23 protein-coding genes, 2 rRNA genes and 1 other annotated feature are annotated in these 26,707 nt (G+C 46.1%); all 25 genes read left to right on the top strand.

Features of this window, described 5'->3' with window-relative positions; all coding sequences use genetic code 11:
• The first annotated feature begins 13 nt into the window (after positions 1–13).
• The 25 genes from radC to MHH52_RS23050 all read left to right on the top strand — a co-directional run bounded on the left by radC (position 14) and on the right by MHH52_RS23050 (position 26,598).
• Positions 14–703 (top strand): DNA repair protein RadC, encoded by a 690-nt coding sequence (gene radC, locus MHH52_RS23170; RefSeq protein WP_340004631.1) that lies wholly within the window; start codon positions 14–16, stop codon positions 701–703.
• Positions 704–742: 39 nt separating this feature from the next.
• Positions 743–1,777 (top strand): rod shape-determining protein, encoded by a 1,035-nt coding sequence (locus MHH52_RS23165; protein ID WP_340004629.1) that lies wholly within the window; start codon positions 743–745, stop codon positions 1,775–1,777.
• Positions 1,778–1,839: 62 nt separating this feature from the next.
• On the top strand, positions 1,840–2,718 hold the full coding sequence (gene mreC, locus MHH52_RS23160; RefSeq protein WP_340004627.1) for a rod shape-determining protein MreC: 879 nt from the start codon (positions 1,840–1,842) through the stop codon (positions 2,716–2,718).
• Positions 2,718–3,248, top strand: a complete 531-nt coding sequence (gene mreD / locus MHH52_RS23155) for a rod shape-determining protein MreD (protein ID WP_340004626.1) — start codon at positions 2,718–2,720, stop codon at positions 3,246–3,248. The genes mreC and mreD overlap by 1 nt, the downstream gene beginning before the upstream one ends.
• Positions 3,249–3,328: 80 nt before the next feature.
• Complete coding sequence (gene minC, locus MHH52_RS23150; protein ID WP_042191171.1) at positions 3,329–3,988, top strand: septum site-determining protein MinC; 660 nt, start codon at positions 3,329–3,331, stop codon at positions 3,986–3,988.
• Positions 3,989–3,993: 5 nt separating this feature from the next.
• Positions 3,994–4,788, top strand: coding sequence for a septum site-determining protein MinD (gene minD, locus MHH52_RS23145; RefSeq protein WP_042130573.1), 795 nt, complete (start codon positions 3,994–3,996; stop codon positions 4,786–4,788).
• Positions 4,789–4,990: 202 nt separating this feature from the next.
• Positions 4,991–5,854, top strand: a complete 864-nt coding sequence (locus MHH52_RS23140) for a M23 family metallopeptidase (protein WP_340004623.1) — start codon at positions 4,991–4,993, stop codon at positions 5,852–5,854.
• Entirely contained in the window at positions 5,847–6,689 is an 843-nt protein-coding gene (locus MHH52_RS23135) for a M50 family metallopeptidase (protein WP_340004621.1), read from the top strand. The genes MHH52_RS23140 and MHH52_RS23135 overlap by 8 nt, the downstream gene beginning before the upstream one ends.
• Positions 6,690–6,747: 58 nt before the next feature.
• Positions 6,748–7,989 carry an Rne/Rng family ribonuclease gene (locus MHH52_RS23130; RefSeq protein WP_340009780.1) on the top strand — a complete coding sequence of 414 codons (1,242 nt, stop codon included), beginning with the start codon at positions 6,748–6,750 and terminating at the stop codon, positions 7,987–7,989.
• Between the two features lie 62 nt (positions 7,990–8,051).
• Positions 8,052–8,137, top strand: a sequence feature (ribosomal protein L21 leader region).
• Positions 8,138–8,151: 14 nt separating this feature from the next.
• Positions 8,152–8,463 carry a 50S ribosomal protein L21 gene (gene rplU, locus MHH52_RS23125; RefSeq protein WP_042130566.1) on the top strand — a complete coding sequence of 104 codons (312 nt, stop codon included), beginning with the start codon at positions 8,152–8,154 and terminating at the stop codon, positions 8,461–8,463.
• A gap of 12 nt (positions 8,464–8,475) precedes the next feature.
• On the top strand, positions 8,476–8,811 hold the full coding sequence (locus MHH52_RS23120) for a ribosomal-processing cysteine protease Prp (RefSeq protein WP_340004619.1): 336 nt from the start codon (positions 8,476–8,478) through the stop codon (positions 8,809–8,811).
• Positions 8,812–8,828: 17 nt separating this feature from the next.
• Positions 8,829–9,140, top strand: coding sequence for a 50S ribosomal protein L27 (gene rpmA / locus MHH52_RS23115; protein WP_340004617.1), 312 nt, complete (start codon positions 8,829–8,831; stop codon positions 9,138–9,140).
• A gap of 282 nt (positions 9,141–9,422) precedes the next feature.
• Positions 9,423–10,163 carry a Spo0B domain-containing protein gene (locus MHH52_RS23110; protein WP_313636708.1) on the top strand — a complete coding sequence of 247 codons (741 nt, stop codon included), beginning with the start codon at positions 9,423–9,425 and terminating at the stop codon, positions 10,161–10,163.
• 15 nt (positions 10,164–10,178) lie between these two features.
• Positions 10,179–11,489 (top strand): GTPase ObgE, encoded by a 1,311-nt coding sequence (gene obgE / locus MHH52_RS23105; RefSeq protein WP_313636709.1) that lies wholly within the window; start codon positions 10,179–10,181, stop codon positions 11,487–11,489.
• 214 nt (positions 11,490–11,703) lie between these two features.
• On the top strand, positions 11,704–13,023 hold the full coding sequence (locus tag MHH52_RS23100; protein WP_313636710.1) for an SPFH domain-containing protein: 1,320 nt from the start codon (positions 11,704–11,706) through the stop codon (positions 13,021–13,023).
• 11 nt (positions 13,024–13,034) lie between these two features.
• Entirely contained in the window at positions 13,035–13,781 is a 747-nt protein-coding gene (locus MHH52_RS23095; protein WP_340004615.1) for a hypothetical protein, read from the top strand.
• A gap of 14 nt (positions 13,782–13,795) precedes the next feature.
• Positions 13,796–14,578, top strand: coding sequence for a hypothetical protein (locus MHH52_RS23090; RefSeq protein ID WP_340004613.1), 783 nt, complete (start codon positions 13,796–13,798; stop codon positions 14,576–14,578).
• Between the two features lie 120 nt (positions 14,579–14,698).
• The gene (locus MHH52_RS23085) at positions 14,699–15,136 is read left to right on the top strand and encodes an ACT domain-containing protein (RefSeq protein ID WP_060621882.1); all 438 of its coding nucleotides are present in this window, start codon (positions 14,699–14,701) and stop codon (positions 15,134–15,136) included.
• A gap of 36 nt (positions 15,137–15,172) precedes the next feature.
• Positions 15,173–16,459, top strand: a complete 1,287-nt coding sequence (locus MHH52_RS23080) for a homoserine dehydrogenase (RefSeq protein ID WP_340004612.1) — start codon at positions 15,173–15,175, stop codon at positions 16,457–16,459.
• Between the two features lie 60 nt (positions 16,460–16,519).
• Entirely contained in the window at positions 16,520–17,500 is a 981-nt protein-coding gene (thrB, locus tag MHH52_RS23075; RefSeq protein ID WP_340004611.1) for a homoserine kinase, read from the top strand.
• Positions 17,497–18,384 carry a prephenate dehydratase gene (pheA, locus tag MHH52_RS23070; RefSeq protein ID WP_340004610.1) on the top strand — a complete coding sequence of 296 codons (888 nt, stop codon included), beginning with the start codon at positions 17,497–17,499 and terminating at the stop codon, positions 18,382–18,384. Before thrB ends, pheA begins: the two co-directional genes overlap by 4 nt.
• A 4-nt stretch (positions 18,385–18,388) precedes the next feature.
• A complete protein-coding gene (gene ilvE / locus MHH52_RS23065; protein WP_340004608.1) occupies positions 18,389–19,270 on the top strand; it encodes a branched-chain-amino-acid transaminase in 882 nt (293 codons plus the stop codon).
• Between the two features lie 336 nt (positions 19,271–19,606).
• A complete protein-coding gene (locus MHH52_RS23060; RefSeq protein WP_340004606.1) occupies positions 19,607–21,385 on the top strand; it encodes a LysM peptidoglycan-binding domain-containing protein in 1,779 nt (592 codons plus the stop codon).
• A 456-nt stretch (positions 21,386–21,841) separates the two neighbouring features.
• A 16S ribosomal RNA gene (locus MHH52_RS23055) occupies positions 21,842–23,399 on the top strand.
• A 270-nt stretch (positions 23,400–23,669) separates the two neighbouring features.
• Positions 23,670–26,598 (top strand): 23S ribosomal RNA (locus MHH52_RS23050).
• Together the 16S and 23S rRNA genes form the textbook arrangement of a ribosomal RNA operon.
• Positions 26,599–26,707: the final 109 nt, after the last annotated feature.

The raw sequence follows: 26,707 nt of genomic DNA, 5'->3' as shown, positions 1-26,707 counted from the left end.
AAGAGGGATAGGGATGGAGTCGCAACCAGTTATGCTGCGGGACCTCCCCCATGAAGAACGACCAAGAGAGCGCATGATGCATTATGGGGCGGAATCATTAAGTCAAGCGGAGTTGTTAGCCATTCTGCTGCGTACGGGAACACGCCGTGAATCGGCTATTCATATTGCACAGCAGATGCTGGGGAAGATCGGTGGCCTGCGTGGGCTAGTTGACCTTAGCATCGAAGAACTGACCGAAATCAAAGGTATTGGCCCTGCCAAGGCCGTGCAACTAAAAGCAGGCATCGAACTTGGAAGGCGCCTTGCGAACTCCAGGTTTACTATGCCGGTCATTATCCGCTGTCCTGGGGACGCTGCGGAGATTCTGACTGAGCAGTTGCGTTATTTGCAGAAGGAGCATTTTGTCTGCCTGTTTCTGAATACGAAGAATCACGTGATTGGACAAGAAACGTTGTCTATGGGCAGTCTTAACGCTTCGATTGTTCATCCTCGTGAGGTATTCCGAGCAGCTATAAAATGTAGTAGTGCTTCTATCATATGCGCACATAATCATCCTAGTGGTGATCCAACGCCTAGTCCGGAGGATATCTCCTTGACCTCAAGACTGCTTCAGGCAGGCGAGATTGTCGGAATAGACGTGTTAGATCATCTAATTATCGGTGATAGCAGCTTTGTAAGCTTGAAAGAAAAAGGACACATGTAATATAAATGTGAAGATTCACTTAGGAAAAGGAGAATTAGCATGTTGGGTAGTTTTACGAAAGATTTAGGAATTGACTTGGGGACAGCAAATACGCTTGTCTATGTACGCGGTAAGGGGATCGTTGTAAGAGAGCCTTCCGTTGTTGCCATTAACACTGACACTAAGACGATTGAAGCCGTGGGTGAATCCGCTAAAAAAATGATCGGCCGTACACCGGGAAACATCCGTGCGATCCGTCCGATGAAGGATGGCGTAATCGCTGATTTTGACACAACGGCTACGATGATTAAATATTTTATCCGTCAAGCACAAAAACAGCGTTCTATGTTCCAACGTCACCCTAATGTAATGGTCTGCGTACCATCCGGCATTACTGCTGTAGAGCAACGTGCCGTAGAAGATGCTACTAGACAAGCTGGTGCTCGCGAAGCTTACATTATCGAGGAACCTTTTGCTGCAGCGATCGGTGCAGATCTACCGGTATGGGAGCCAACAGGAAGTATGGTTGTTGATATCGGCGGAGGTACCACTGAAGTTGCTGTAATTTCACTCGGTGGTATTGTTACTAGTCGTTCCGTACGTGTTGCGGGTGATGAAGCGGATGAGTCTATCATTCAGTACATCAAACGTCAATACAATCTGATGATTGGTGAACGTACTTCGGAACAGCTTAAAATGGATGTGGGTTCTGCCCTGCCACTTGAGAAGGCTGAGACTATGGAAATTCGCGGACGCGATCTCGTAACAGGTCTACCAAAGACGCTTACAATCACTTCTGATGAGATCTGTGAAGCATTGTCCGACACAGTGAATTCTATTATTGAAGCTGTTAAAGTAACTTTGGAAAAATGTCCACCGGAGCTTGCAGCAGATATTATGGATCGCGGGATTGTCTTGACAGGTGGAGGCGCCTTGCTTCGTAACTTAGACAAACTGCTTGCGCGCGAGACTGGAATGCCAGTTATTGTTGCTGAGAATCCTCTTGATTGCGTAGCTATTGGAACAGGAAAGGCGCTTGATAATATCCATTTGTTCAAGAGTCGCAGCAGTTCCAGTCTTCGCTCTAAGAGATAAGCCTATGTATTGCCACTTGTGTAAGTCAACCCCTGTTATGGGAGAAATACTGTTGTTAGAGGGTGTTGAAACTGTTTAAACTCTTAAGCAATAAACGTCTGTTTATTCTGTTGATTACACTGGTGCTGTTCATTGTGGTGATGGGCTTCAGCTTGGGAACAAGGAAATCTTTGTCCTGGCCGGAGAATTTCCTTAGAGATACGACTGGTTTCGTGCAAAAAATGTTCTACAAGCCCGCTGGATATGTAGCGGGCTTGTTTGAAGATATCGGAAATCTGAAAGATCTTGCTGAGGAAAATGAGCAGCTGAAAATTCTAGCCGCCCAATATGCGCGTGATAAAGCCCAGTATAATTTCATCAAGGCACGGAATGATGACTTGGAAAAACAATGGAAGTTCACTGAGGAACAGAAGAAATTGTATAAATATGAATATCATATTGCTCAGGTAATTAGTCAGACTACAGAACCAAGCAATAGTACGATTGTAATCGATTTAGGCTCCAAAGATGGTGTTAGACCGAATATGTCCGTGATTTCTGTTGATGGTTTGGTGGGCGTTATTAGTCAAGTCAGCAATTTCACTTCTACTGTGAAGCTGATGACCATGATGGATACGAATGACCCTAATTCTCAGCCGCCAATTGCGGCAACCGCTATTTCCAAAGAAGGCAAAACCTTTGGTATGATTGAAAGCTATGATCCTAAGACAAACAAGTTATTGATGAACAAGATCCCGCCAGGTGATCCTATTGCGCCGAAGGATGTTATAGTTTCTTCCGGTATTGGGGGATTGTATCCGCGAGGATTGACCATCGGTACAGTTGAAAGCGTTGAGGTTGGTGAATTTGGATTAACCTCCACAGCAGTAATTAAGCCTTCAGCAGAATTTCAAGACTGGAAGCAGCTGATTGTTGTTTTTACGGAGGAGCGTGCTGAATAGTGAATATGCGCAGATCTGTTCTTGTTCTGTTACTGTTCCTCTTGTTTATTCTGGAGGGAACCATTCTGCCTTGGCTGATTCCAGATGTTTGGCAGATGCGAATTATTCCGAATCTAGTGTTTGTTGTACTATTGTTCGTGGCTGTATATCACCATCGTCATACAGCACTTATACTGGGTCTAACTTTCGGAATATTACATGATATCGTTTTTTATGGCAGAATTCTAGGAGCACATTCTTTTGCGATGGGTCTGTCGGCTTATTTAATCGGCCTTCTGTTTCAGATTCCGCGTGCTCCACTGCCTCTTATGATGACTGTGATTCTGCTCGGAAGCTTGCTAGAGGATAGTGTGTTATTTGGTATTTATAGTGTATTCAATCTCAATCAGGAACCTTATAGCTGGGCGATTTTGAATCATATGCTGCCAACGATGCTCTTTCATTTTGCTATTGCTCTGATCCTCTACATACCGTTACGACGCCAGCTTGAGCTGATCAAGAAAGAGAAGAGTACGGAAGAAGCGGCATAAAGAGGCTTCTATTTTCTTTCTTTATAAAGCAGGAATTTAAGGGGCCCGGCACGAATGAATGAGGATAGGGGGCCAGGCATATGACAGTAAAATCCAAGCATGTAAGGATTAAGGGCATCAAGGATGGCCTGATATTCCTGCTAGACGACAAGTGTCCCTTCGAAGATCTTCTGAGCGAGCTTCGCTATAAGCTGGAGCACAGCCATCAAAATATTTTGACTGGACCGATTGTCCATGTGGATATTAAGCTGGGCAATCGTCCTGTAACTGAGGAAGATAAGGAAGCTGTGCTGGAGATTCTGAAGGGACAGGGAAACCTACTGATTCGTTCCATAGAGGCGCTTCCAGTGCCCGGCAGTGAGGATAATGACGCGTTGTTTCTAATGAGTGGGATTCTTCGTTCCGGTCAGGTGCTGCACCATGATGGAAATCTTTTATATCTGGGGGATGTGAACCCAGGAGGGACCATAACCTGTTCAGGCGATATCTATATTCTAGGATCACTTAGAGGTATGGCGCATGCTGGAGTAGATGGTAATGAAGAAGCGATTATCGCTGCTTCATTAATGTCTCCAACACAACTGCGAATTGCTGATATTATCAGTCGTCCTCCCGATGAGTGGGAAACCCGAGAAAGCAGTATGGAGTTTGCATATTTAACGAACGGAGCTATGCAAATCGATAAAATTCATAATTTAGTCAAAGTACGTCAGGATTTAAATGTGTTTAAAGGGGTGTAGCCTCCATGGGAGAAGCGATAGTCGTAACCTCGGGCAAAGGCGGAGTTGGCAAAACAACCACAACAGCCAATATTGGAACCGCACTTGCACTGCAGGGTAAAAAAGTATGTCTCGTCGATACCGACATTGGACTGCGTAATCTGGATGTAGTAATGGGGCTTGAGAATCGTATAATTTATGATCTTGTGGATGTAGCGGAGGGTCGTTGTCGCCTAAATCAAGCACTCGTTAAAGACAAACGCTTCGATGAGTTGTACATGTTGCCTGCAGCTCAAACGAAGGATAAAACGTCCGTCACTCCTGAACAAGTAAAAGATATCATTCTTGAACTGAAGAAGGAATATGAGTATATTCTGATTGATTGTCCGGCAGGGATTGAACATGGCTTCCGGAATGCGATCGCCGGTGCGGATAAAGCGATCGTGGTTACCACACCTGAGCATGCTGCTGTACGGGATGCGGATCGTATTATCGGACTGCTCGAACAGTCGCATGTGGAATCGCCAAAATTGGTGGTAAACCGTATTCGTCCAGGTCTAGTAAAGTCTGGGGATATGCTTGATATTGAGGATATTTTACAGGTGTTGAATATTGATCTCATCGGAATTGTTCCGGATGATGAATTAGTCATTAAAGCCGCTAATAGCGGAGAGCCTACAGTTATGAATCCTGATTCTTCAGCAGCTATTGCCTACCGCAATATTGCACGTCGAATTCTAGGTGATGCTGTACCGCTGATGCAGCTTGATCGGAAACCGGGAGCATTTAAGAAATTCAAGAAATTTTTCGGTATGGCTTAATTTTGCACCAAGCAATCTTACTATAGAAGCATAAACGGTCCCACCACTAGAGAAATCTAAGGGTGGGATTTATTTTTTTGGAAATATAAGAACGTATGAACGTTTCTGGCATTTAAGTGCTCCACCTTGGACGGGCTTGTTCTAAAGAGACTTCCGTGCTTCATAAAATGGAAGTAAAACAAGCCCGTCCGGAGGGATAAATATGGATCTGAAATCAGATATCAAGAATCGCCGCAAGGAGCGTATTCGTAGTTTGCTGGAGGAAATCCCGGATATAGAAACAGCGGGGGTACCTCCGTTATTCGTTATGCCCGAAAAGAGTACGAGCTTCAAGGAGTGGGGAACCGGATTTAAGAAGAATGAGGAGCAATCATCTATTGAGCCTGATCCAGAAGTAATGTGGAAAGAGAGACGCGGGGGCTGGGAGGAACCTGGCGGAGGCGGTTCTAATTTTTCTGCCGGTTTTATTCGACGGGTTGTGGCCAGTGTGCTTGTGTTTGGAGCGGTTTGGGGGATTTTTGCGGTTCACGAGCCATGGTCCTATAAGGTTCAAGCCTTTATTAGTGATGCCTTGAGCAATGACATGGATTTCACAGCAGTGCGGGTCTGGTACGAGGAGAATTTTAACGGTGCACCGGCGTTCATTCCGATATTTGGTGACAAAGATGAACCTGCTCAAAAGGCAGCAGCTCATCATGAGCTTAGCGCTCCGGTAATTGGGAGCATTGTTCAGCCTTTTGCGTCCACGCTAAAAGGTGTGGAAATTATGCCTCAAATCGATTCAACTATAAATGTGACGGTGAAGAGTATAGACATGGGGCGCGTTCTTTCCATCTCTAAAGAATTGGACGGTGGCATTCGAATTGCGGTCCAACATGCTGGTGGAATCTCTGCAGAATACGGACATTTAAGCGGCACCAAACTGGAGATTGATGACTGGATTCAAAGCGGAGATGCACTCGGCTGGATGATGGAGAAAGAGGGCTCCGCAGCTCCAACACTGTTTTTTGCAGTGATGAAAGACAAGACTTATATTGATCCTACAGAAGTGATATCGTTTGATTAGGATCTTAGGGATTGATCTGTCACTACATCCATTGTTCGTAATCATTATGCTGTTCTCTGTACTCACGGGACAATTTCTGGAGTTGCTTACTTTATTTACGATTGTCCTCATTCATGAATTAGGACATGTCGTAGCGGCCCTTCTTGTTGGTGTTACAGTCAAGTCGGTTCAACTTCTTCCGTTTGGCGGAGTTGCGGTTATTGAAGATCATGGGCGGCTTACAGCTAGTCGTGAGATTGGAATTGCACTTGCCGGTCCGCTGCAAAATGGAATCATGATTGTTATTGCTCTTGGGCTTCAGCAAGCAGGCTATGGCAATCAGGAGTTTTTAACCTATTTTATAAATGCCAATGCCATTATCGCGCTCTTTAATCTATTGCCTGTTCTACCACTTGATGGAGGAAAAGTACTTCAGGCTACGGTTAGTCTATTCCTCCCTTATTACTATACTTTGCTGTGGAGTGGACGAGTGAGTGTTGCTGCAAGCATTCTTGTGATTGTTTATGCGCTATTGCCCCTTGGAGCGGGTGGAGGTCTGAGGCTGAATATGGTCATGATCGGGGCTTTTCTGCTGTATTCAAATTTCACGGATCATCGGAATTTACCGTACCGATTCGTTGCTTTTTTGATGAATAGAGAGGCTGTCTATGAGTATCATTTACGGACAGGAAGTGTGGCTCGTCCAATTGTTGCCTTATCTGCGAAACCTTTAGATGCTATATTGCGTCTATTTAAACGTAATCAATATCATTTTATCTATGTGTTAAACGGCAAAGGCAATGTTGTTGCTGTTGTGCCGGAACAGCGCTTAATATCTACCTACTTCGGAATATAGTGTATTAATGCAGAGAATGAGAAGAGATGAATGAATGAACGAAACCAGAGGTGAAGCCATGAAACAGATGATCGTTCACTGCACGCAGCACATTACCCGAATGGCTCTTCTGGAGAACGGAAGGCTTGTGGAGTACGCGGCTGAACGCGATCAGCAGCAAGGGTTGGTCGGAAGTTATTATAAAGGCCGTGTGATTAACGTACTCCCAGGTATGCAGGCTGCTTTTGTTGACATTGGGCAGAAGAAGAATGCTTTTTTATATGTTGATGATGTATTGCACCCTCATTTGGATAAACAGCCGGATGTGAAGCCCTCAATTGAGACGCTTTTGCAGCCTGGTCAGGATATTGTTGTACAAGTAAGAAAAGAGCCAAGTGGGGGCAAAGGTGCGCGTGTAACGACCCATTATACATTGCCTGGCCGCTGGATGGTGTATATGCCTTTTGCAGATTACGTGGGTGTTTCTAAAAAAATAAGTCGCGATGCAGAACGTAGCCGTCTCAAAGGCATTGGTGAACGTCTGCGAATGAAAGAAGAGGGGCTTATTATGCGGACCGTTTCTCAGGATGAGCCACATGAAGCGGTGGAAGGTGATCTTTCATTTCTACGCGCACAATGGGATAACATTACACGTCGGGCGCAAACCGCAGAAGCCCCAGCTCTATTGCATCGTGATCTTAGTATTGTTCAGCGCTTTATAAGAGATGCATTTAATCCACAGCGAGATCAGTTGATTATCGATTCTCCAGCTGCAGTTAGAGAAGCCACGGCATTTCTGGATGACATGGCGCCTGAAGGGTACAAGCCTGTAAGTTTGTATAATGGACCAGAGTCCATTTTCACAGCTTATGGAGTTCAGGATCAACTGCATAAGAGCTTCAGCCGCAAGATCACGCTGGAGGGCGGAGCAACAATGATCTGGGATGAGACGGAGGCACTCACCGTTATTGATGTCAATACCGCGCAATACATTGGAGGAGCATCGCTTGAAGAGACGGTAACGAATACTAATTTGCTTGCAGCAGAGGAGATTGGTCGTCTGATCCGTTTACGAGATACAGGTGGAATCATTATTGTCGACTTTATTGATATGGAGCAAGAAGTACACCGTAAAATGGTTACCGAGCGGCTTGAGAAAGTGATCTGCAAGGATCGAACCAAAACACATATTCTGGGTTGGACAAGACTTGGACTACTCGAGATGACCCGGAAGAAGGCAAGACATGATTCAGCCAGCTTCGCACCTATCCTTTGTCAGTGCTGTGGCGGTACCGGAAAAGTTGGAGAATGGATGGAATGAGTTGACGATAGGCGATAAGTATGATAATATCTTCAAGTATGTGTTTGATTGATTTGATCCTGCACATGCTGTAACCGCTCCGATCGGGTACATAAGTGCAGTTCCCACGGGAATCTGCCACCTAGACTAGGCGAGTCTGAGACATGAGGAGGTGCAAGTAAAATGTATGCAATTATCGAAACTGGCGGTAAACAATACAAAGTCCAAGAGGGCGATGTTTTGTTCATTGAGAAGTTGGAAGCTGAAGACGGCGCAAGTGTAACTTTTGACCGTGTATTGGCTGTTTCTAACGAAGGTGGTCTGACTGCAGGAACTCCGCTCGTAAGCGGCGCGTCTGTAACAGCTAAAGTCGAGAAACATGGTAAAGGCGCTAAGGTTGTAGTTTACAAATACAAACCTAAGAAGAACTACCACAAGAAACAAGGCCATCGTCAACCGTACACGAAAGTAACTATCGAGAAGATTCAAGCGTAAGAAGGTGCGTGAATGATTAGCGTACGGATTACACGATCTTCGGATCTAGGGACTATCGTTGGCTTTGAGGTAAAAGGGCACGCGGGTTATGCAAAGCGTGGCGAAGATATCGTATGTGCCGGAGTTTCCGCCGTAACGGTTGGAACCGTCAATTCGATTGAGACTTTGACCGGAATCTCCATGGATACGTCCATGAAGAACGGATTCTTAAGTGGAACATTAAGTTCCATTGATGATTTCGATACTTCCGCGAAGGTGCAATTGCTGCTTGAATCCATGGTCGTGATGCTAAATGATATCGCAGAATCATACGGGAAGTATATTCAGATACAGCAAGTAAATATTTAAAGAGGGAGGTTGACAACATGTTGAAATTGAATCTTCAATTGTTCGCATCGAAAAAAGGTGTAGGTTCCACAAGAAACGGACGTGATTCCCACTCCAAACGTCTTGGCGTGAAACGTGCTGACGGTCAAGCAGTAACCGGCGGCAACATCTTGGTTCGTCAACGCGGAACAAAAATTCACCCAGGCACTAACGTAGGCATCGGTAAGGATGATACGTTGTTCGCATTGGTTGATGGCGTAGTGAAGTTCGAACGTTGGGGCCGCGATCGCAAAAAAGTGAGCGTGTACCCAGTTGATGTCGCTCCGGTAGCAGCGGCACTGGAAGCGTAAGCTGACGGAACCATATTTGCAAGTAGAAGCCTCCGGCATGAGTGCCGGAGGCTTTTTTGTAGAATATTCAGAATCGTTTGTGATACCTCTTTGAGCACTCTAGAAACGTATACCTTCAGAGTTTTAAGAAAGCATAAAGATCCTTAGACATATGTGGAATTCTCGTTGTTATCTCTGGTGAACTACAGGGAACTGCTGTGTTATACTAGGAAATGGTAATTGATGAGGACAATAATCTAAACGAAGTCATGAATTTTGCGAACTGAGGGACGGGGAGAAAGAATGAAATCCTGGAAAAGTGCAATCTGGGCAGTCATGTTATCCGTAATGCTTCCTTTAGGACTCGTGTATTGGCATACCTCCCTTTTGACGTGTCTGTTGCTTGGAATTTGGGTAGCGGTAACGGTTGCTTTCAGTTTAATTTGGAATCAGCGTCATTGGGAGCGGGAACTGCGCATACAAGAGAACACTCTGCAACAGGCGGCGATTCGGACACTGAATCATCATCGTCATGATTGGATGAACGATTTGCAGATTCTTTACGGATATATTCAGCTTGGAAAGCCTGATAAATCTGTGGAGTGTGTGGAAAGAATAAAGGAACGCATAGCGCTTGATAGTCGTATCGCTAAGCTGGGCATTCCTTCATTGGTCTTCTATATCCAATCTTTCCGAACGTACAGGACTAGTCTGGAACTGGAAGTTCAGGTGGAGGAAGGATTGCAGCTGGAGGACAAGCTAAATCGGGAAGCAGGAGATGAGCTGACTTCAGTGATTATGCAGACCGTACGGGCTTATCAATATAACGGACTGGCTCCCCAGGGTGAAACGCGCAAGCTGCGTCTTGGCTTTATTCAGGATGGAGGAGACATTCTTATCTCCTTCGAAGGTGAGGGAGAGCATGGCAATCCCGAGCAGCTCAAAGGGCAAATTTATAATATAGTACAAGGAAAAATCATGAAGGCGGAGCAGTTTAAGCCCAGCAGGGCTTATGTAGAGCTGCGTTTGCCGCTTGAAATGTGAGGAAGGTGAACATTTATGTTCGTAGATAAAGCTAAGATTTATGTTAAAGGCGGTGACGGCGGGGATGGTCTCGTTGCGTTTCGTCGGGAGAAGTATGTACCAGAGGGTGGTCCTGCCGGTGGTGACGGAGGCCGAGGTGGCGACGTTATTTTCCGTGTAGATGAGGGACTGCGTACGCTGATGGATTTCCGTTATCAGCGCCATTTTAAAGCTGACAAAGGAATTAAAGGACGGAACAAGAGTCAACATGGAGCAAATGCTGATCATATGATCGTGCGAATTCCACCAGGAACCATTCTGATTGACGATGATACGAAAGAAATCATTGCCGATATGACTCGTCATGGACAGCAGGTCGTTGTTGCTCGTGGTGGCCGTGGTGGCCGTGGTAACACTCGATTTGCAACAGCTGCTAATACTGCGCCAGAGCTTGCAGAGAACGGTGAAGAAGGCCAAGAGCGTTATGTGGTTATGGAACTTAAGGTAATGGCTGATGTAGGTCTTGTAGGATTCCCGAGCGTGGGTAAATCCACATTGCTGTCAGTTGTATCTGCAGCCCAACCAAAGATTGGTGCATACCACTTCACAACGATTACACCGAATTTGGGCGTAGTAGATGTTGGGGATGGACGAAGCTTTGTAATGGCAGATCTGCCGGGATTAATCGAGGGTGCCAGCGAAGGAATAGGTCTCGGACACGAATTCCTGCGCCACGTTGAACGTACGCGCATCATCATTCATGTGGTGGATATGTCTGGCTCCGAGGGCCGTGATCCTTTCGAGGATTGGGTTCTAATTAATGACGAACTGAAGCAATACAATGCTAATCTAATTGATCGTCCACAGATCGTGGCAGCGAACAAGATGGATATGCCTGAATCAGAGGGAAACTTGATCTCTTTTCGGGAACGCATAGCTGAACTGCGTCCTGATCTTGAGATTATGCCAATTTCATCGCTCACCCGCCAGGGTGTGCAGGAGCTATTATATCGTGCGACGGATATTCTCGACAGTATTCCGGTGGCTCCGATCGTTGAAGAAGTGGCAGAAACAACTGAACGTAAGGTATATAAGCTGGAAGCTGAAGAGGATGACTCATTTACCATTACACGTGATAATGAGGCGTTTGTTGTTAGCAGCCCTCGTATCGAGCGTATGCTGAAACGTATGCAGCTAAGCACACATGATGCGATCCTGAAGCTGGCACGGACACTGCGTCATATGGGTGTGGATGCAGAGCTTCGTAAACGTGGTGCTGTAGAGGGAACGATTGTCCGTATTGCTGATTTCGAATTCGAATTCGTTGAGAACAGCAGTTACTATTAATATTTAGCTGATTACGAAGCGCGGCTTGTGTTCTCCTGTATAGGAAGACACAAGTCGCGCTTTTTTTATTTCCATATCGAGCATTAATTTTTTTCATGAAAAGAACCCAAAACACGATATATATCGTATACAATAAATATCGAAATACACAATTTCCCATCCGGGAACGCATACGTTATTCATATATCATAGATGATGAAAGAGGGAATAGCAGATGGCCATTATAGAAGTGGTGAAGTACGACGGTCCACCGGGGATTTTCGCATGGAAATATCCTAACCAAGAGCTAGGGACATGGACACAGCTAATTGTTAATGAATCTCAGGAAGCGATCCTATTCAAGGGCGGACAAGCGCTTGATTCCTTTACGGCAGGGCGACACACCCTAAGCACCGCCAATATTCCTATTTTATCTAATATCGTTAATCTTCCTTTCGGTGGGAAGTCACCATTTACAGCAGAAGTATGGTACGTGAACAAGACCAATTCGATGAATGTTAAATGGGGAACAAGTGCACCTTTACAACTCCAGGATCCTAAATACAAAATTATGATCTCTGTTCGCTCCTTTGGACAGTTTGGTGTAAAGGTTGATAATCCTCGGAAATTTTTGTTGCAGCTAGTTGGAACGCTTCCACAGTTTGATCAGGATACGCTAGTAAATTATTTCCGTGGCTTGCTTATGTCGAATATAAATGAGCTGATCTCTTCTTACCTTGTGCATAAGCAAATCAGCATCTTGGAGATTAATGCCTATGTTGCAGAGATCTCAAAGCATATCCAGGGGCGATTAGCATCGACCTTTCTAGACAATGGCATTGAGTTGAATAATTTCTTTATTGATTCGATTAATATTCCAGATGATGATCCGGCAACGATTCGTTTGAAGGAAGCTTTGGCTAAAAAAGCAGAAATGGATATTATCGGCTTCAACTACCAGCAGGAGCGGGGCTTTAATACGATGGAAAAAGCAGCAGGCAATCCTGGCAATCTTGGAGTAGGCATGATGAACACCGGGATGGGGCTTGGACTTGGTATGGGATTCGCTGGACCGGCTATGGATATGGTTAACCGCATGACCAGAGGGATGAATTTTGATTCAGGGACTACAGTTGTGCGCCAAGAGCGCTCCTGTTCTAAGTGTGGAGTTATGAATCCAGTAGAAGGAAGGTTCTGCAGTGGCTGTGGGCATGCTCTTGAGAGCATTCAGCAAAGTACACCGTCTGGTAATAAGATCAATTGTTTGGAATGTGGACATGAGCTGAAAGCTGGAGCCAAGTTCTGTCCTGGCTGCGGAAATCCTTATCGTGCTTGTCCAACCTGTGGAGCGGATAATCCTGAGGGTGCGACTTCCTGTGTCTCTTGTGGAAAAGAAATGCCTAAAGCATGTGGTAAATGTGGAGAAATGGTAGCGCCAGGGGTGAAATTCTGCCCTCACTGTGGTGACAGCTTGGTTATGAAATGCGGAGGCTGCGGGCATGAGCTGAAGCCTGGACAGAAATTCTGTGCAGAGTGTGGAACGAAAGCAGGCTGAAGGAGGACATAATGAACAAGGGTAAAAGATATATTCGGATCATCACCATTATTTATGTAGCAGCTATAATACTAACAGTGTTCTCCTTTATAGGGTTAGGCTTCTCTGAATCGCAGTTTCGATTCGTGACTTCACTAGCTGCTGTTCTACTGGCGGAGAGTGTGGTATACGGCTATTGTATTTTTTGGCTCCGTACTGCAGGCAGTGTAAAGCGGACATCGCCAGTTCTTCTCAGTGGTGCATTCATCACGGGAATCTATGCGGCTGTCGTATTCGTATCAGCTATTGTCTTCGATTGGCTACTGGAGTTGCCGCCCTTGTGGTATGCTGTCGAACAGCTGCTGATTCTTTTGATTGGTGGAATCGCTCTGGCGGTGATCGGGATTTATGGATGGAATGCCGGAACTGAAGAACAGCAAGTGAAGAGGTCCTTGCAAGCATTTCGGCAGCATCAGAGCGAATTAAATGAAATCAGTGAGCTGGCAAGTAGCTGGAAGAATCCAGAATCTGAACAGCTTGAGAAGGTGCTTAATAAGTTGCGAGATCAATTCAAGTTCAGTGATCCTGTATCAGATTCGTCTTTATATGCTACTGAGGATATCATGCAGCAGCAGATCTCCCTGTTGCATGATCATGTGAAACTTCTGCTCACGGCAAAAGAGCCACATGAGAATTGGCAAGCTGAAATCAACGAAATGGCCGAAAGTATTAAAGCTACACTTGAGCGGCGAAATCGTGAATTAACGGCACTTAAATAGGAGGAAATAACTACATGAACAGATTGAACATACAAGAGCCGTCACCGACCCCAGCGGGGAGTGCAGCGGTTCCTCTGATTAAATTAGATCGGACTGGGTTTGATTATGTCATTCTTGCGGCGGCATATCTATTCATGCCCATTGGGTTCGTCCTTGCATTGTTACGTTTGATACTAACTCATTATAAAAATCATCGGAAACCTACTAACCTGAATCTAATAATGCATGTATTTTTCGGAGGATTTGTCGAGCTTTCTATTGCTATGTTTGTGGATACCATGAGTGGAAACACTGGAACTTCCGATTTATTAACTATCCAGATTTTCCTTGCAGTCATATTTTTGATTCCGGCTTTTATTCTTGCGAGTGTGACAGCGAAGGCTAAATATACACTTTCTAAGCTTAACACTGCTTATATAGAGCTGATTCAGACTAAAAACATCCGGTATGTTGGGAGTATAGCTGAACGAATAGGTCAAAGCGAAAGCGATGTACGGAGGGATGTCCAGTACCTAAAGAATAAAGGATTACTGGATATTGATATTGTACTTTTCGAGGGGCGTCAGATGCCAGATCCATCCATGGCAGCACCTAATCTTGTTCATTCTGGAAGGACTTCAGGGTTCGGAGGAACAGAGAGAACTCAAGCTTCGGGGCAGCAGATTCCTACTCAGTCTGGGTCCCAGCCGCAGCTACCTAAGTCCATCCGTTGTCCGGGATGCGGAGCTCAGAACACGGTTCAGCCTAGTCAGTCAAAGAGCTGTGATTACTGTGGTACAACTATCGCTTATAGCTGATTTGAGCTTAGGCAGAGTTGTGATTTCAATTACTACGTTAAAAAAATATTGCTTTTTACGACTTTAATTCGATATAATGTCCACTAAGAAAACACAAAAGTCTTTGAGGTGAGGACGTTCGTGAAAGAACGCTATTATTTGGTCCGTGAGGACATATTACCTGATGCCGTACTTAAGACTATGCAGGTTAAACAATTGCTTGAGGCCGGGGATGCGAAGACCGTACACGAAGGTGTAGAACAGGTAGGATTAAGCCGAAGTGCTTTTTATAAATACAAGGATGGCATTCACCTGATTCATCAGCTCGAACGTGAGCGAATTGTTACGATCTCCATGGATTTGGAACACGAATCTGGGATGCTCTCCAAGGTTCTAGGATCTGTGGCGGGGCATGGGGCTAACGTATTGACGATTCACCAGAGTATTCCGCTACAAGGACGGGCGAATGTGGTGATCTCCGTGGAAATCTCACATTTGAATGAGGAGCTCGGGGAGATGCTTGATAGTCTGAAGGATATTCCGGGAGTGAAGCGCGCCCTAATCGTTGGACAGGGGTAGAGAAACCATATACGTAAAACTTTTAGGAGGATACAGATGAAGCCGGTTAAAGTAGGATTGCTGGGTCTGGGAACAGTTGGTACAGGTGTAGTTCGTATCGTGGAAGGAAATCAGGAGGATTTGAGCAGTCAAGTAGGCTCTCCAATACTCATTGAGCGCATAGCGGTGAATAATTCCAATAAGCCACGTGATATTGATGTCGATCCTGCCAAAATAACGACAGATCCATGGGAAGTTATTCGTGATCCTGAGATTGATGTAATCGTTGAAGTGATGGGTGGTATCGATGGAACAAAGGAATATATTCTTGAAGCTTTGGAGCGCGGTAAGCATGTCGTAACTGCGAACAAGGATTTGATGGCGCTGCACGGCTCAGAGATACTGGCTAAGGCGCAAGAAAAGCAATGTGATGTCTTTTATGAGGCTAGTGTTGCAGGTGGTATTCCGATTATTCGGACGCTTATCGAAGGCTTTTCTTCAGATAAGATCATGAAGATTATAGGTATTGTGAATGGAACGACTAATTACATACTAACCAAAATGAGTCAAGAAGGCGCATCCTATAATGATGTGTTAAAAGAAGCGCAGGATCTAGGATATGCAGAGGCCGATCCAACTTCTGATGTTGAAGGTCTGGATGCTGCTCGCAAAATGGCGATTCTCGGAACCTTAGGCTTCCGCACTAATGTGGAGCTACATGACGTCAGTGTGAGTGGGATTTCAGAAGTGAGTAAAGCTGATATTGCTTTTGCAAAGCGTCTCGGATACGAAATTAAGCTGCTAGGCATCGCTGAACGTCAGGATGAGGAATTCAGTATCAGTGTTCAACCGACCTTGATTCGAGCAAGTCATCCACTTGCTTCCGTAAATGGTGTCTTCAATGCAGTTTATGTGTACGGTGAGGCAGTAGGAGAGACGATGTTCTATGGTGCGGGCGCGGGTGCAATGCCAACAGCAACTTCGGTGGTAGCTGACTTGGTAGCTATTATTAAGAACCTAAAGCTGGGTGTCAATGGATTGAAGCAAAAAGTACCTTATAAGCAGAAGAAGCTTAAGAGTGATGAGGATATCTTTTATAAGAACTTTCTTCTATTACACGTTGATGATAAAGCAGGCGTATTGGCCAAGATTACTCAGGTATTTGCCGAGTATGACGTGAGTCTTGATTCGGTAGTTCAGCAAGCCAATCCAAACAATCCTGACGCGGAGATAATTATTGTTACCCATAACGCCAGCAAAGCAAGTATGAACAAAGTGCTGCACCATTTTCAGGAACTCAAAGTCATCCACCGGATTAAGAGCCATTATCGTGTGGAAGGTTAGAACTATAAATGGATTAATGCTTTCTATATTCAAACAACAAGTAAGGAGATTGCGCCTGTTATGAGTACTTACGGAAGAGCTAGGATTAAAGTACCTGCTAGTACTGCCAATCTTGGTCCGGGCTTCGATACCTTGGGCATGGCTTTGTCTATGTATGCCTGGATTGAGATGGAGGAAGCAGAGGAGACTGTTTTTCATCTTTATGGTGACGAGATGAAGGGGCTGGCTCAGGATAAGAGTAATTTGCTCTATCAGGTCGCCCAAATGGTATTTGCAGAAGCCGGAGTTACGGTGCCTGAATTGTCGATATCGATGTATTCCGAGATTCCGCTTACGCGTGGACTCGGCAGCAGTGCCTCAGCCATCATTGGTGCCATGGTCGCAGCTAATACTATGATCGGATCTCCGCTGGATGATACCAAGCTATTTGATATGGCTACCCAGCTTGAGAAGCATCCTGACAATGTAGGGGCTTCCTTGTTTGGGGGTATCATTACCGCAGTGTGGGATGGTGAGCATGCTGATTATGTTCGCCTTGAGCCGCCGCAAGATCTGGAGGTTCTTGTGGTGATTCCCGAATTCGAACTGGCGACAACGAAAGCGCGAGGTGTGCTTCCAACAGAAATCTCGGTGAGCGACGCCGTATACAACATCAGTAGAACCTCTCTACTGACGGCTGCGCTGGCAAGTGGTCGTCTTGACCTAATTAGCAGGGCGATGCAGGATCGACTGCACCAGCCGTATCGTGCACCTCTTGTACCGGGCATGGAGAAGCTGCTCTCTGAAGCTCCAAAACATGGTGCCCTTGGAATCGCGCTTAGCGGTGCCGGCCCTACCTTGCTTTGTTTAGTTGATCGTCATGAGGCTCGTAAGCGTGAGCTTGAGGCTTTCCTAATGAATACGATGCAAGAACATGGCATCCCTTCTCAGACATGCTGGCTGATGCCTTGTACTTCAGGTGTTACGTCAGAGCTGCTTGAAAGAAACGAGATGCAAAACGTATCATTTTTGGATATGATAAAAGGAGAAGTACGGTCATGAAATCAATAGCGGTATTGCCGCAGGGCTCGGTATCCCACGAAGCGCTGCTGCATTTGTTTAACGGTGAGCCTGTAAAAGTTGTGCATCACAAATTAATTTCCGATGTGTTTCTCTCTACGGCTGGTGGCACCACCGATTACAGCGTTATCCCGATTGAGAATACCATTGAAGGTTCAGTTAGTCTCCATATTGATTGGCTCATCAATGAAGTCGATCTGCCAATGCAGGCTGAATGGATCTTTCCATCGATACAGAATCTCATCGGTCACCCACTGGAATTCACAGATACTAACGACAATAAGGATTTCACAAAAATGCTAAAAATCCTTTCGCATCCTGTTGCAATGGCACAATGCATGCAATTTGTTCGTAAGCATGCACCTTGGGCAGAACTGGAGTCGGTCGGAAGTACCTCTGAAGCTGTAGAAATCGTTAAGAACAACCCTGGCAAGGGCTGGGCTGCGATTGGTACATCTCTTGGCGCCGCAACTCATGGGCTGGAGATTGTAGATCGGGAAATTACAGATCACAACAACAACTACACACGATTTGTCCTTGTCGGCCCGCAGAATGTTGATCTTCCACGGAGCAGCAATGGCGTAAAGACGAGTGTCCTAGTAACGCTGCCGGAGGATTTTCCAGGTGCCTTGCATCAGGTCCTCGCTGCCTTTTCTTGGCGGAAACTGAATTTATCGCGTATTGAATCACGACCAACGAAAAAGAAGTTGGGTACTTATTATTTTTATATTGATGTGCTGGAACCGATAGAATCGGTCCTGCTGCCAGGGGCTATTGAAGAGATTAACGCTTTAGGCTGTCAGGTACGGATTCTGGGCTCGTATCCCACATACACCTATGAGGAAGAGAAAGCGGAGGTGCAGTAAATTAATGGCTGAACAATGGATCTATCTGGATGGACAACACGTAACTAAGGAAAATGCAAAGGTATCCGTTTTTGATCACGGTTTTTTGTATGGAGACGGCATATTTGAAGGTATTCGTATCTATAACGGCAATATTTTTAAATGTAAAGAGCATTTGGACAGACTATATGATTCGGCGAAGTCGATCATGCTGGACATTCCGCTCACTTATGATGAGATGCTGGGAGCTATGGCTGAAACGATTCGTCTTAACGACATGCGTAACGGTTATATTCGACTGATCGTATCCCGTGGTCCTGGTAACTTAGGTCTTGATCCACGTCGTTGTCCTAAAGCCAGCGTAATTATTATCGTTGAACAATTGGCTATTTACCCAGAACAAGCGTACATTAATGGGCTTCGTGCAGTTTCTGTATCCCAGCGTCGTAACATTCCGGATGCACTGAATCCGAAGATTAAATCGCTTAACTATCTCAATAATATCCTAGTGAAAATTCAATCGAATCTGGCGGAAGCCGATGAAGCGATCATGATGAATGCTCAAGGATATGTTACTGAGGGATCCGGAGATAATATTTTTATCATCAAAAATGGTGTAGTCTTTACTCCTCCTTGCTATCTGGGAGCGCTTGAAGGAATCACACGTCTGGCGATCATCGAGCTATGCGAGAAATTGGGTCTTAAGTTAAAAGAAGAACCTTTCACGATGCACGATGTTTACATAGCGGACGAGGTATTCTTTACTGGAACAGCCGCTGAAGTTATTGCAGCGCGTGAAATTGACGGACGCATCATCGGAGAAGGACATGCAGGTCCTATTACGTTGAAGCTTCTTGAAGAGTTCCGCAATGTTGTTGATAAAGATGGCTACAAGGTCTGGGAATAACAGTTGATCATACAATGTACTCTCTATATGCTAGTCGTGTAGAGTATGCTAAATAGCACTGAACATGCGTCAAAAGTCCTTTCATGCATACATGAAGAAGATACCCGGGAGTCTACGGGAGATCTTTTCATGTCACATGAAAGGATTTTTTTTATTTCGGGGATGTCATTCGCCCATGGGCTGCATAAGATGTAGTAACGAAGGAGGCGGCTGTACCGCATATAACTTTGTAAGAGAGCAATGTTCCATCAAAAGGGTGTTTGCTTTCAAAGTCAGTTTTGCTGTGTAGCTGTAAGAAAGCAATACTCCACAAAACTTTTAGGAGGTTAATGCTACGTGAAAATACACATAGTCAAACAAGGCGATAGTCTGTATTCATTATCACAAAAGTACGGAGTGCCGTTACAAAAAATTATTGAAGCTAATCCGCAAATCAGCAATCCAAATGTACTGGCGGTTGGTGAAAAAGTAAAAATACCTACGGCTCCTGTATCCGTACCAGAAAACAGTGAAGTTTACTACAAGCACACAGTCAAGCAAGGAGATACCTTGTGGAAATTATCTAAGGCATGGGGAATCCCTTTAAAGGATATGGTTGAAGCAAATCCCCAGTTAAAGAATCCGAATGTACTGATGTTAGGAGAAGTAGTCAATATTCCTAAAAAAGCATCAAATTCTTCCCCATTACAGCCTGGCTACATGCCTTCTAATGCTTCTGAGAAAACACAAGTGGGTGGGAAGGAATATACGGGTCCAAAAGAACAGCCAGCAGCTGAGGTAGTTCCTGCACCTAAAGCGGAGACTAAACCCGAAATCAAACCAGAAACTAAACCAGAAGCAAAAGCAGAAAATAAACCAGCACCTAAATCATCGCCAAATATCTCGCCTTTATACAATTCTGCACCACACCCATCGATGAACATCGCCCCTATTAATACTCAAAATGCTGCACCTAATCCTGCGCCGAATATGCAGATGGAAGTTGCTCCTGTGCAAGAAATTGAAATGCAGAGCTTATTTGTTCAGATTACAGTTCCAAATCAAGAGCCCTTAGCACATCATGAGGCACCAAAAGCTGAGATGAAGCCAGTGGCTTGCAAAGAGGAAAAGGCAGATTCTTGTGACAATATGGGATATCCAGGCCTAGGAGGAAATCCTTATCTCTATGATTCTTATCAAAATAGCCCTAATATGAACATGAATTGGGCACCAAGTTATGTTCAACCAGCGTCATATGGACCTGAATACATGTCTCCATACTACTTTTCAGAAAATATGTATTCACCTAATATGAGTCCAGAACAATGGAATCCGAATGCTGCACCTAACGTGAGTCCAGAACAATGGAATCCGAATGCTTGCCCTAATATGAGTCCGGAACAATGGAATCCGAATGCTTGCCCTAATATAAGTCCGGAACAATGGAATCCGAATGCAGCGCCTAACGTGAGTCCAGAACAATGGAATCCGAATGCTTGGCCTAATATGAGTCCGGAACAATGGAATCCGAATGCTTGGCCTAATATGAATCCGGAACAATGGAATCCGAACGCTGCTCCTAACTATATGGAGGCTAATGTTTCTGGAATGAACCCGGGTGCGGAATTCTCCGCGTATGGGATGCCGCAATATGGAGGACAGTCATCGAACCTTCCATGGCCTACTTGTGGGTGTGGAGGAATGCATGTTCAACCTTATTCATATGAAATGCCCGTATATAATACCTATCCTGCATATGGAAACCCAAATGCATTTTCCGCTTATGGAGCAGGTACACCTAATCAAGGAGTAGTTCCAACTTCTCCTCTTGGAGCATTTGGTGGACCGGTAATGTCGAATATTCCGTCTAATCCGCAGTATCCTGGTATAGGTAATTATTCGCAACATAATCGGGTTCCTGAAATTCAAGAGCCTGAAACGTTCGTACAGGAATTAACCTCTGGCGGATCTCTCAAGAGTAAGGGAAGTGCAACGAAGGAATCGGCATCAAAAGCAAAGACCTCGAGTCAAAACAGCAGTAAGAAAAACAAAACAGTTGTGAAATCTCAACGTTCAACTGCGGGTGGTCGTGCAGAAAGTACTAAGAAACGTAGAAATCCATGGATTTCTAATTAATGCAGTTCTAATTTAAAACTCATTCTTTCTTTAGCGTGTAGATTCTGATTATTAGAATCTGCACGTTTTTTATGTGGAGATGTGAGGGAGATTGAGCAAGATGTAGGAATGAGACGAAAGTACTTATCCTTGAATTTTTTAAATTTAGGGGTTGTTTTTATACTGAGACATATGTTATATTATAAATCCAGTCGCGAAGAGGTAATATAAACTATCGATTGGTCAATATTAATCCGAATGAGATTACAAAAGACTTTGAAAAAAAGTGTTGCGATTCATCGGAAAGCATGATATAGTATAAGAGTTGCTGCTGAGACATTAAACGGCGCCAACGAGAACTTGATCTTTGAAAACTGAACAACGAGTGAGTAGGAAATCACGAAAGTGAAATCCAAAATTAGAGAATTAATTTTCTCGTCAGATGTTTCAAAATGAGCATATCGCTCTTTTCAATACTAATTGGAGAGTTTGATCCTGGCTCAGGACGAACGCTGGCGGCGTGCCTAATACATGCAAGTCGAGCGGAGTTACTTTGAAAGCTTGCTTTCAAAGTAACTTAGCGGCGGACGGGTGAGTAACACGTAGGCAACCTGCCCCTTAGACTGGGATAACTACCGGAAACGGTAGCTAATACCGGATAATTTCTTTTTTCTCCTGAAGAAAGAATGAAAGACGGAGCAATCTGTCACTGAGGGATGGGCCTGCGGCGCATTAGCTAGTTGGTGGGGTAACGGCCCACCAAGGCGACGATGCGTAGCCGACCTGAGAGGGTGAACGGCCACACTGGGACTGAGACACGGCCCAGACTCCTACGGGAGGCAGCAGTAGGGAATCTTCCGCAATGGGCGAAAGCCTGACGGAGCAACGCCGCGTGAGTGATGAAGGTTTTCGGATCGTAAAGCTCTGTTGCCAGGGAAGAACGTCCGGTAGAGTAACTGCTACCGGAGTGACGGTACCTGAGAAGAAAGCCCCGGCTAACTACGTGCCAGCAGCCGCGGTAATACGTAGGGGGCAAGCGTTGTCCGGAATTATTGGGCGTAAAGCGCGCGCAGGCGGCTATTTAAGTCTGGTGTTTAAACCTTGGGCTCAACCTAAGGTCGCACTGGAAACTGGGTGGCTTGAGTACAGAAGAGGAAAGTGGAATTCCACGTGTAGCGGTGAAATGCGTAGATATGTGGAGGAACACCAGTGGCGAAGGCGACTTTCTGGGCTGTAACTGACGCTGAGGCGCGAAAGCGTGGGGAGCAAACAGGATTAGATACCCTGGTAGTCCACGCCGTAAACGATGAGTGCTAGGTGTTAGGGGTTTCGATACCCTTGGTGCCGAAGTTAACACAGTAAGCACTCCGCCTGGGGAGTACGGTCGCAAGACTGAAACTCAAAGGAATTGACGGGGACCCGCACAAGCAGTGGAGTATGTGGTTTAATTCGAAGCAACGCGAAGAACCTTACCAGGTCTTGACATCCCTCTGAATCCACTAGAGATAGTGGCGGCCTTCGGGACAGAGGAGACAGGTGGTGCATGGTTGTCGTCAGCTCGTGTCGTGAGATGTTGGGTTAAGTCCCGCAACGAGCGCAACCCTTAACTTTAGTTGCCAGCAAGTAATGTTGGGCACTCTAGAGTGACTGCCGGTGACAAACCGGAGGAAGGTGGGGATGACGTCAAATCATCATGCCCCTTATGACCTGGGCTACACACGTACTACAATGGCCGGTACAACGGGAAGCGAAACCGCGAGGTGAAGCCAATCCCATCAAAGCCGGTCTCAGTTCGGATTGCAGGCTGCAACTCGCCTGCATGAAGTCGGAATTGCTAGTAATCGCGGATCAGCATGCCGCGGTGAATACGTTCCCGGGTCTTGTACACACCGCCCGTCACACCACGAGAGTTTACAACACCCGAAGTCGGTGGGGTAACCCGCAAGGGAGCCAGCCGCCGAAGGTGGGGTAGATGATTGGGGTGAAGTCGTAACAAGGTAGCCGTATCGGAAGGTGCGGCTGGATCACCTCCTTTCTATGGAGAATCGTTTCCTGCAATGGAAACATTCAAATCGGAAGTTAAACTTCCAAAATACTCACTCGTTGCTCAGTTTTGAGAGTTTAAGCTCTCATCTTTAAACTTGATCCTTGAAAACTGGATACCGAAACGAATTTGCGTTTTAGAACATCTTTTAGCAACTTGTGCAAACAAGTAAATGTTATTAGTGAATACAATGGAATCCGAAAGAAGTAAAGTGTGTTGAATTCATTCAATGTGCAATATTTCTCATACGGAGAAAATTGAGGTTAAGCTAATAAGAGCACACGGAGGATGCCTAGGCGCCAGGAGCCGACGAAGGACGTGGCGAACAACGAAACTGCCTCGGGGAGCTGTAAGCAAGCTTTGATCCGGGGGTGTCCGAATGGGGAAACCCAGCTGTGGTAATTCGCAGTTACTCATCTCTGAACACATAGGAGATGTAGAGGCAGACCAGGGGAACTGAAACATCTAAGTACCCTGAGGAAGAGAAAACAATAGTGATTCCGTCAGTAGCGGCGAGCGAACGCGGAACAGCCTAAACCTAAGAGCTTGCTCTTAGGGGTTGTGGGACGTCTCACATGGAGTTACAAAGGAATATGGTAGGTGAAGAGGTCTGGAAAGGCCCGCGATAGAGGTAAAAGCCCTGTAACCTAAACTGTGTTCTCTCCGAGACGGATCCCGAGTAGTGCGGGGCACGTGAAACCCCGTATGAATCCAGCAGGACCATCTGCTAAGGCTAAATACTACCTGGCGACCGATAGTGAAACAGTACCGTGAGGGAAAGGTGAAAAGCACCCCGGAAGGGGAGTGAAATAGAACCTGAAACCGTGTGCTTACAAAAAGTCAGAGCCCTATCTATGGGTGATGGCGTGCCTTTTGTAGAATGAACCGGCGAGTTACGTTTAACATGCAAGGTTAAGTCGAGAAGACGGAGCCGCAGCGAAAGCGAGTCTGAATAGGGCGATTTAGTATGTGGACGTAGACCCGAAACCGTGTGATCTACCCCTGTCCAGGGTGAAGGTGCGGTAACACGCACTGGAGGCCCGAACCCACGCATGTTGAAAAATGCGGGGATGAGGTGGGGGTAGCGGAGAAATTCCAATCGAACTCGGAGATAGCTGGTTCTCCCCGAAATAGCTTTAGGGCTAGCCTCGGTATAAGAGTAGTGGAGGTAGAGCACTGATTGGTTGCGGGGCCCGCAAGGGTTACCAAGATCAGTCAAACTCCGAATGCCATATACTTATTGCCGGGAGTCAGACAGTGAGTGCTAAGATCCATTGTCAAAAGGGAAACAGCCCAGACCATCAGCTAAGGTCCCCAAGTGTGTGTTAAGTGGGAAAGGATGTGGAGTTGCACAGACAACCAGGATGTTGGCTTAGAAGCAGCCACCATTGAAAGAGTGCGTAATAGCTCACTGGTCGAGTGACTCTGCGCCGAAAATGTAACGGGGCTAAACACACCACCGAAGCTATGGCTAGATACGTATGTATCTGGGGTAGGGGAGCGTTGTATGTGGGTTGAAGGTGTACCGTAAGGAGCGCTGGACAGCATACAAGTGAGAATGCCGGTATGAGTAACGAAAAGATCAGTGAGAATCTGATCCGCCGAAAGCCCAAGGTTTCCTGAGGAAGGCTCGTCCGCTCAGGGTAAGTCGGGACCTAAGGCGAGGCCGAAAGGCGTAGTCGAAGGACAACAGTTTGAAATTACTGTACCACCGTAATCCGCTATGAGCGATGGGGTGACGCAGGAGGGTAGTGACGCGGACTGATGGATATGTCCGTCTAAGCAGTGAGGCTGATGTGTAGGCAAATCCGCACATCATTAAGGCTGGGCTGTGATGGGGAGCGAAAATTATAGTAGCGAAGGTCATGATCTCACACTGCCAAGAAAAGCCTCTAGCCAGGAGAAGGTGCCCGTACCGCAAACCGACACAGGTAGGCGAGAAGAGAATTCTAAGGCGCGCGGAAGAACTCTCGTTAAGGAACTCGGCAAAATGACCCCGTAACTTCGGGAGAAGGGGTGCCCCGGTAGTGTGAATAGCACGAGGGGGCCGCAGTGAAAAGGCCCAAGCGACTGTTTAGCAAAAACACAGGTCTGTGCGAAGCCGCAAGGCGAAGTATACGGGCTGACGCCTGCCCGGTGCTGGAAGGTTAAGGGGAGTGGTTAGGGGTAACCCGAAGCTATGAACCGAAGCCCCAGTAAACGGCGGCCGTAACTATAACGGTCCTAAGGTAGCGAAATTCCTTGTCAGGTAAATTCTGACCCGCACGAATGGCGTAACGACTTGGGCGCTGTCTCAACGAGAGATCCGGTGAAATTTTAATACCTGTGAAGATGCAGGTTACCCGCGACAAGACGGAAAGACCCCATGGAGCTTTACTGCAGCTTGATATTGAATTTGGGTACGATCTGTACAGGATAGGTGGGAGCCGTAGAAATCGGAGCGCAAGCTTCGGTGGAGGCGCCGTTGGGATACCACCCTGATCGTATCTAGGTTCTAACCTAGTACCCTTACCGGGTACGGGGACCGTGTCAGGCGGGCAGTTTGACTGGGGCGGTCGCCTCCTAAAGAGTAACGGAGGCGTTCCAAGGTTCCCTCAGAATGGTTGGAAATCATTCGAAGAGTGCAAAGGCATAAGGGAGCTTGACTGCGAGACCTACAAGTCGAGCAGGGACGAAAGTCGGACTTAGTGATCCGGTGGTACCGCATGGAAGGGCCATCGCTCAACGGATAAAAGCTACCCTGGGGATAACAGGCTTATCTCCCCCAAGAGTCCACATCGACGGGGAGGTTTGGCACCTCGATGTCGGCTCATCGCATCCTGGGGCTGAAGTAGGTCCCAAGGGTTGGGCTGTTCGCCCATTAAAGCGGTACGCGAGCTGGGTTCAGAACGTCGTGAGACAGTTCGGTCCCTATCTGTCGTGGGCGCAGGAAATTTGAGAGGAGCTGTCCTTAGTACGAGAGGACCGGGATGGACGTACCGCTGGTGCACCAGTTGTTTCGCCAGAAGCATGGCTGGGTAGCTACGTACGGACGGGATAAGCGCTGAAAGCATCTAAGCGTGAAGCCCCCCTCAAGATGAGATTTCCCAATTAGTAAGACCCCTTGAAGACGACGAGGTAGATAGGTTGGAGGTGGAAGTGCAGTAATGCATGGAGCTGACCAATACTAATCGGTCGAGGGCTTATCCTATACTTAAAACGCAAATTCGATTCGGATTCAGTTTTCAGGAATCAAGTTCTAACCCATATGGTCCTAGTGGCTGTATGATGATGAATTTGTTTTCAGCATTTGGCGATGC

It is taken from the genome of Paenibacillus sp. FSL K6-0276, assembly GCF_037977235.1.
GTDB lineage: Bacteria > Bacillota > Bacilli > Paenibacillales > Paenibacillaceae > Paenibacillus_AQ.
The sequence above is the reverse complement of the archived record's forward strand: the minus strand, read 5'-3'. Positions and strand labels throughout refer to the sequence as shown.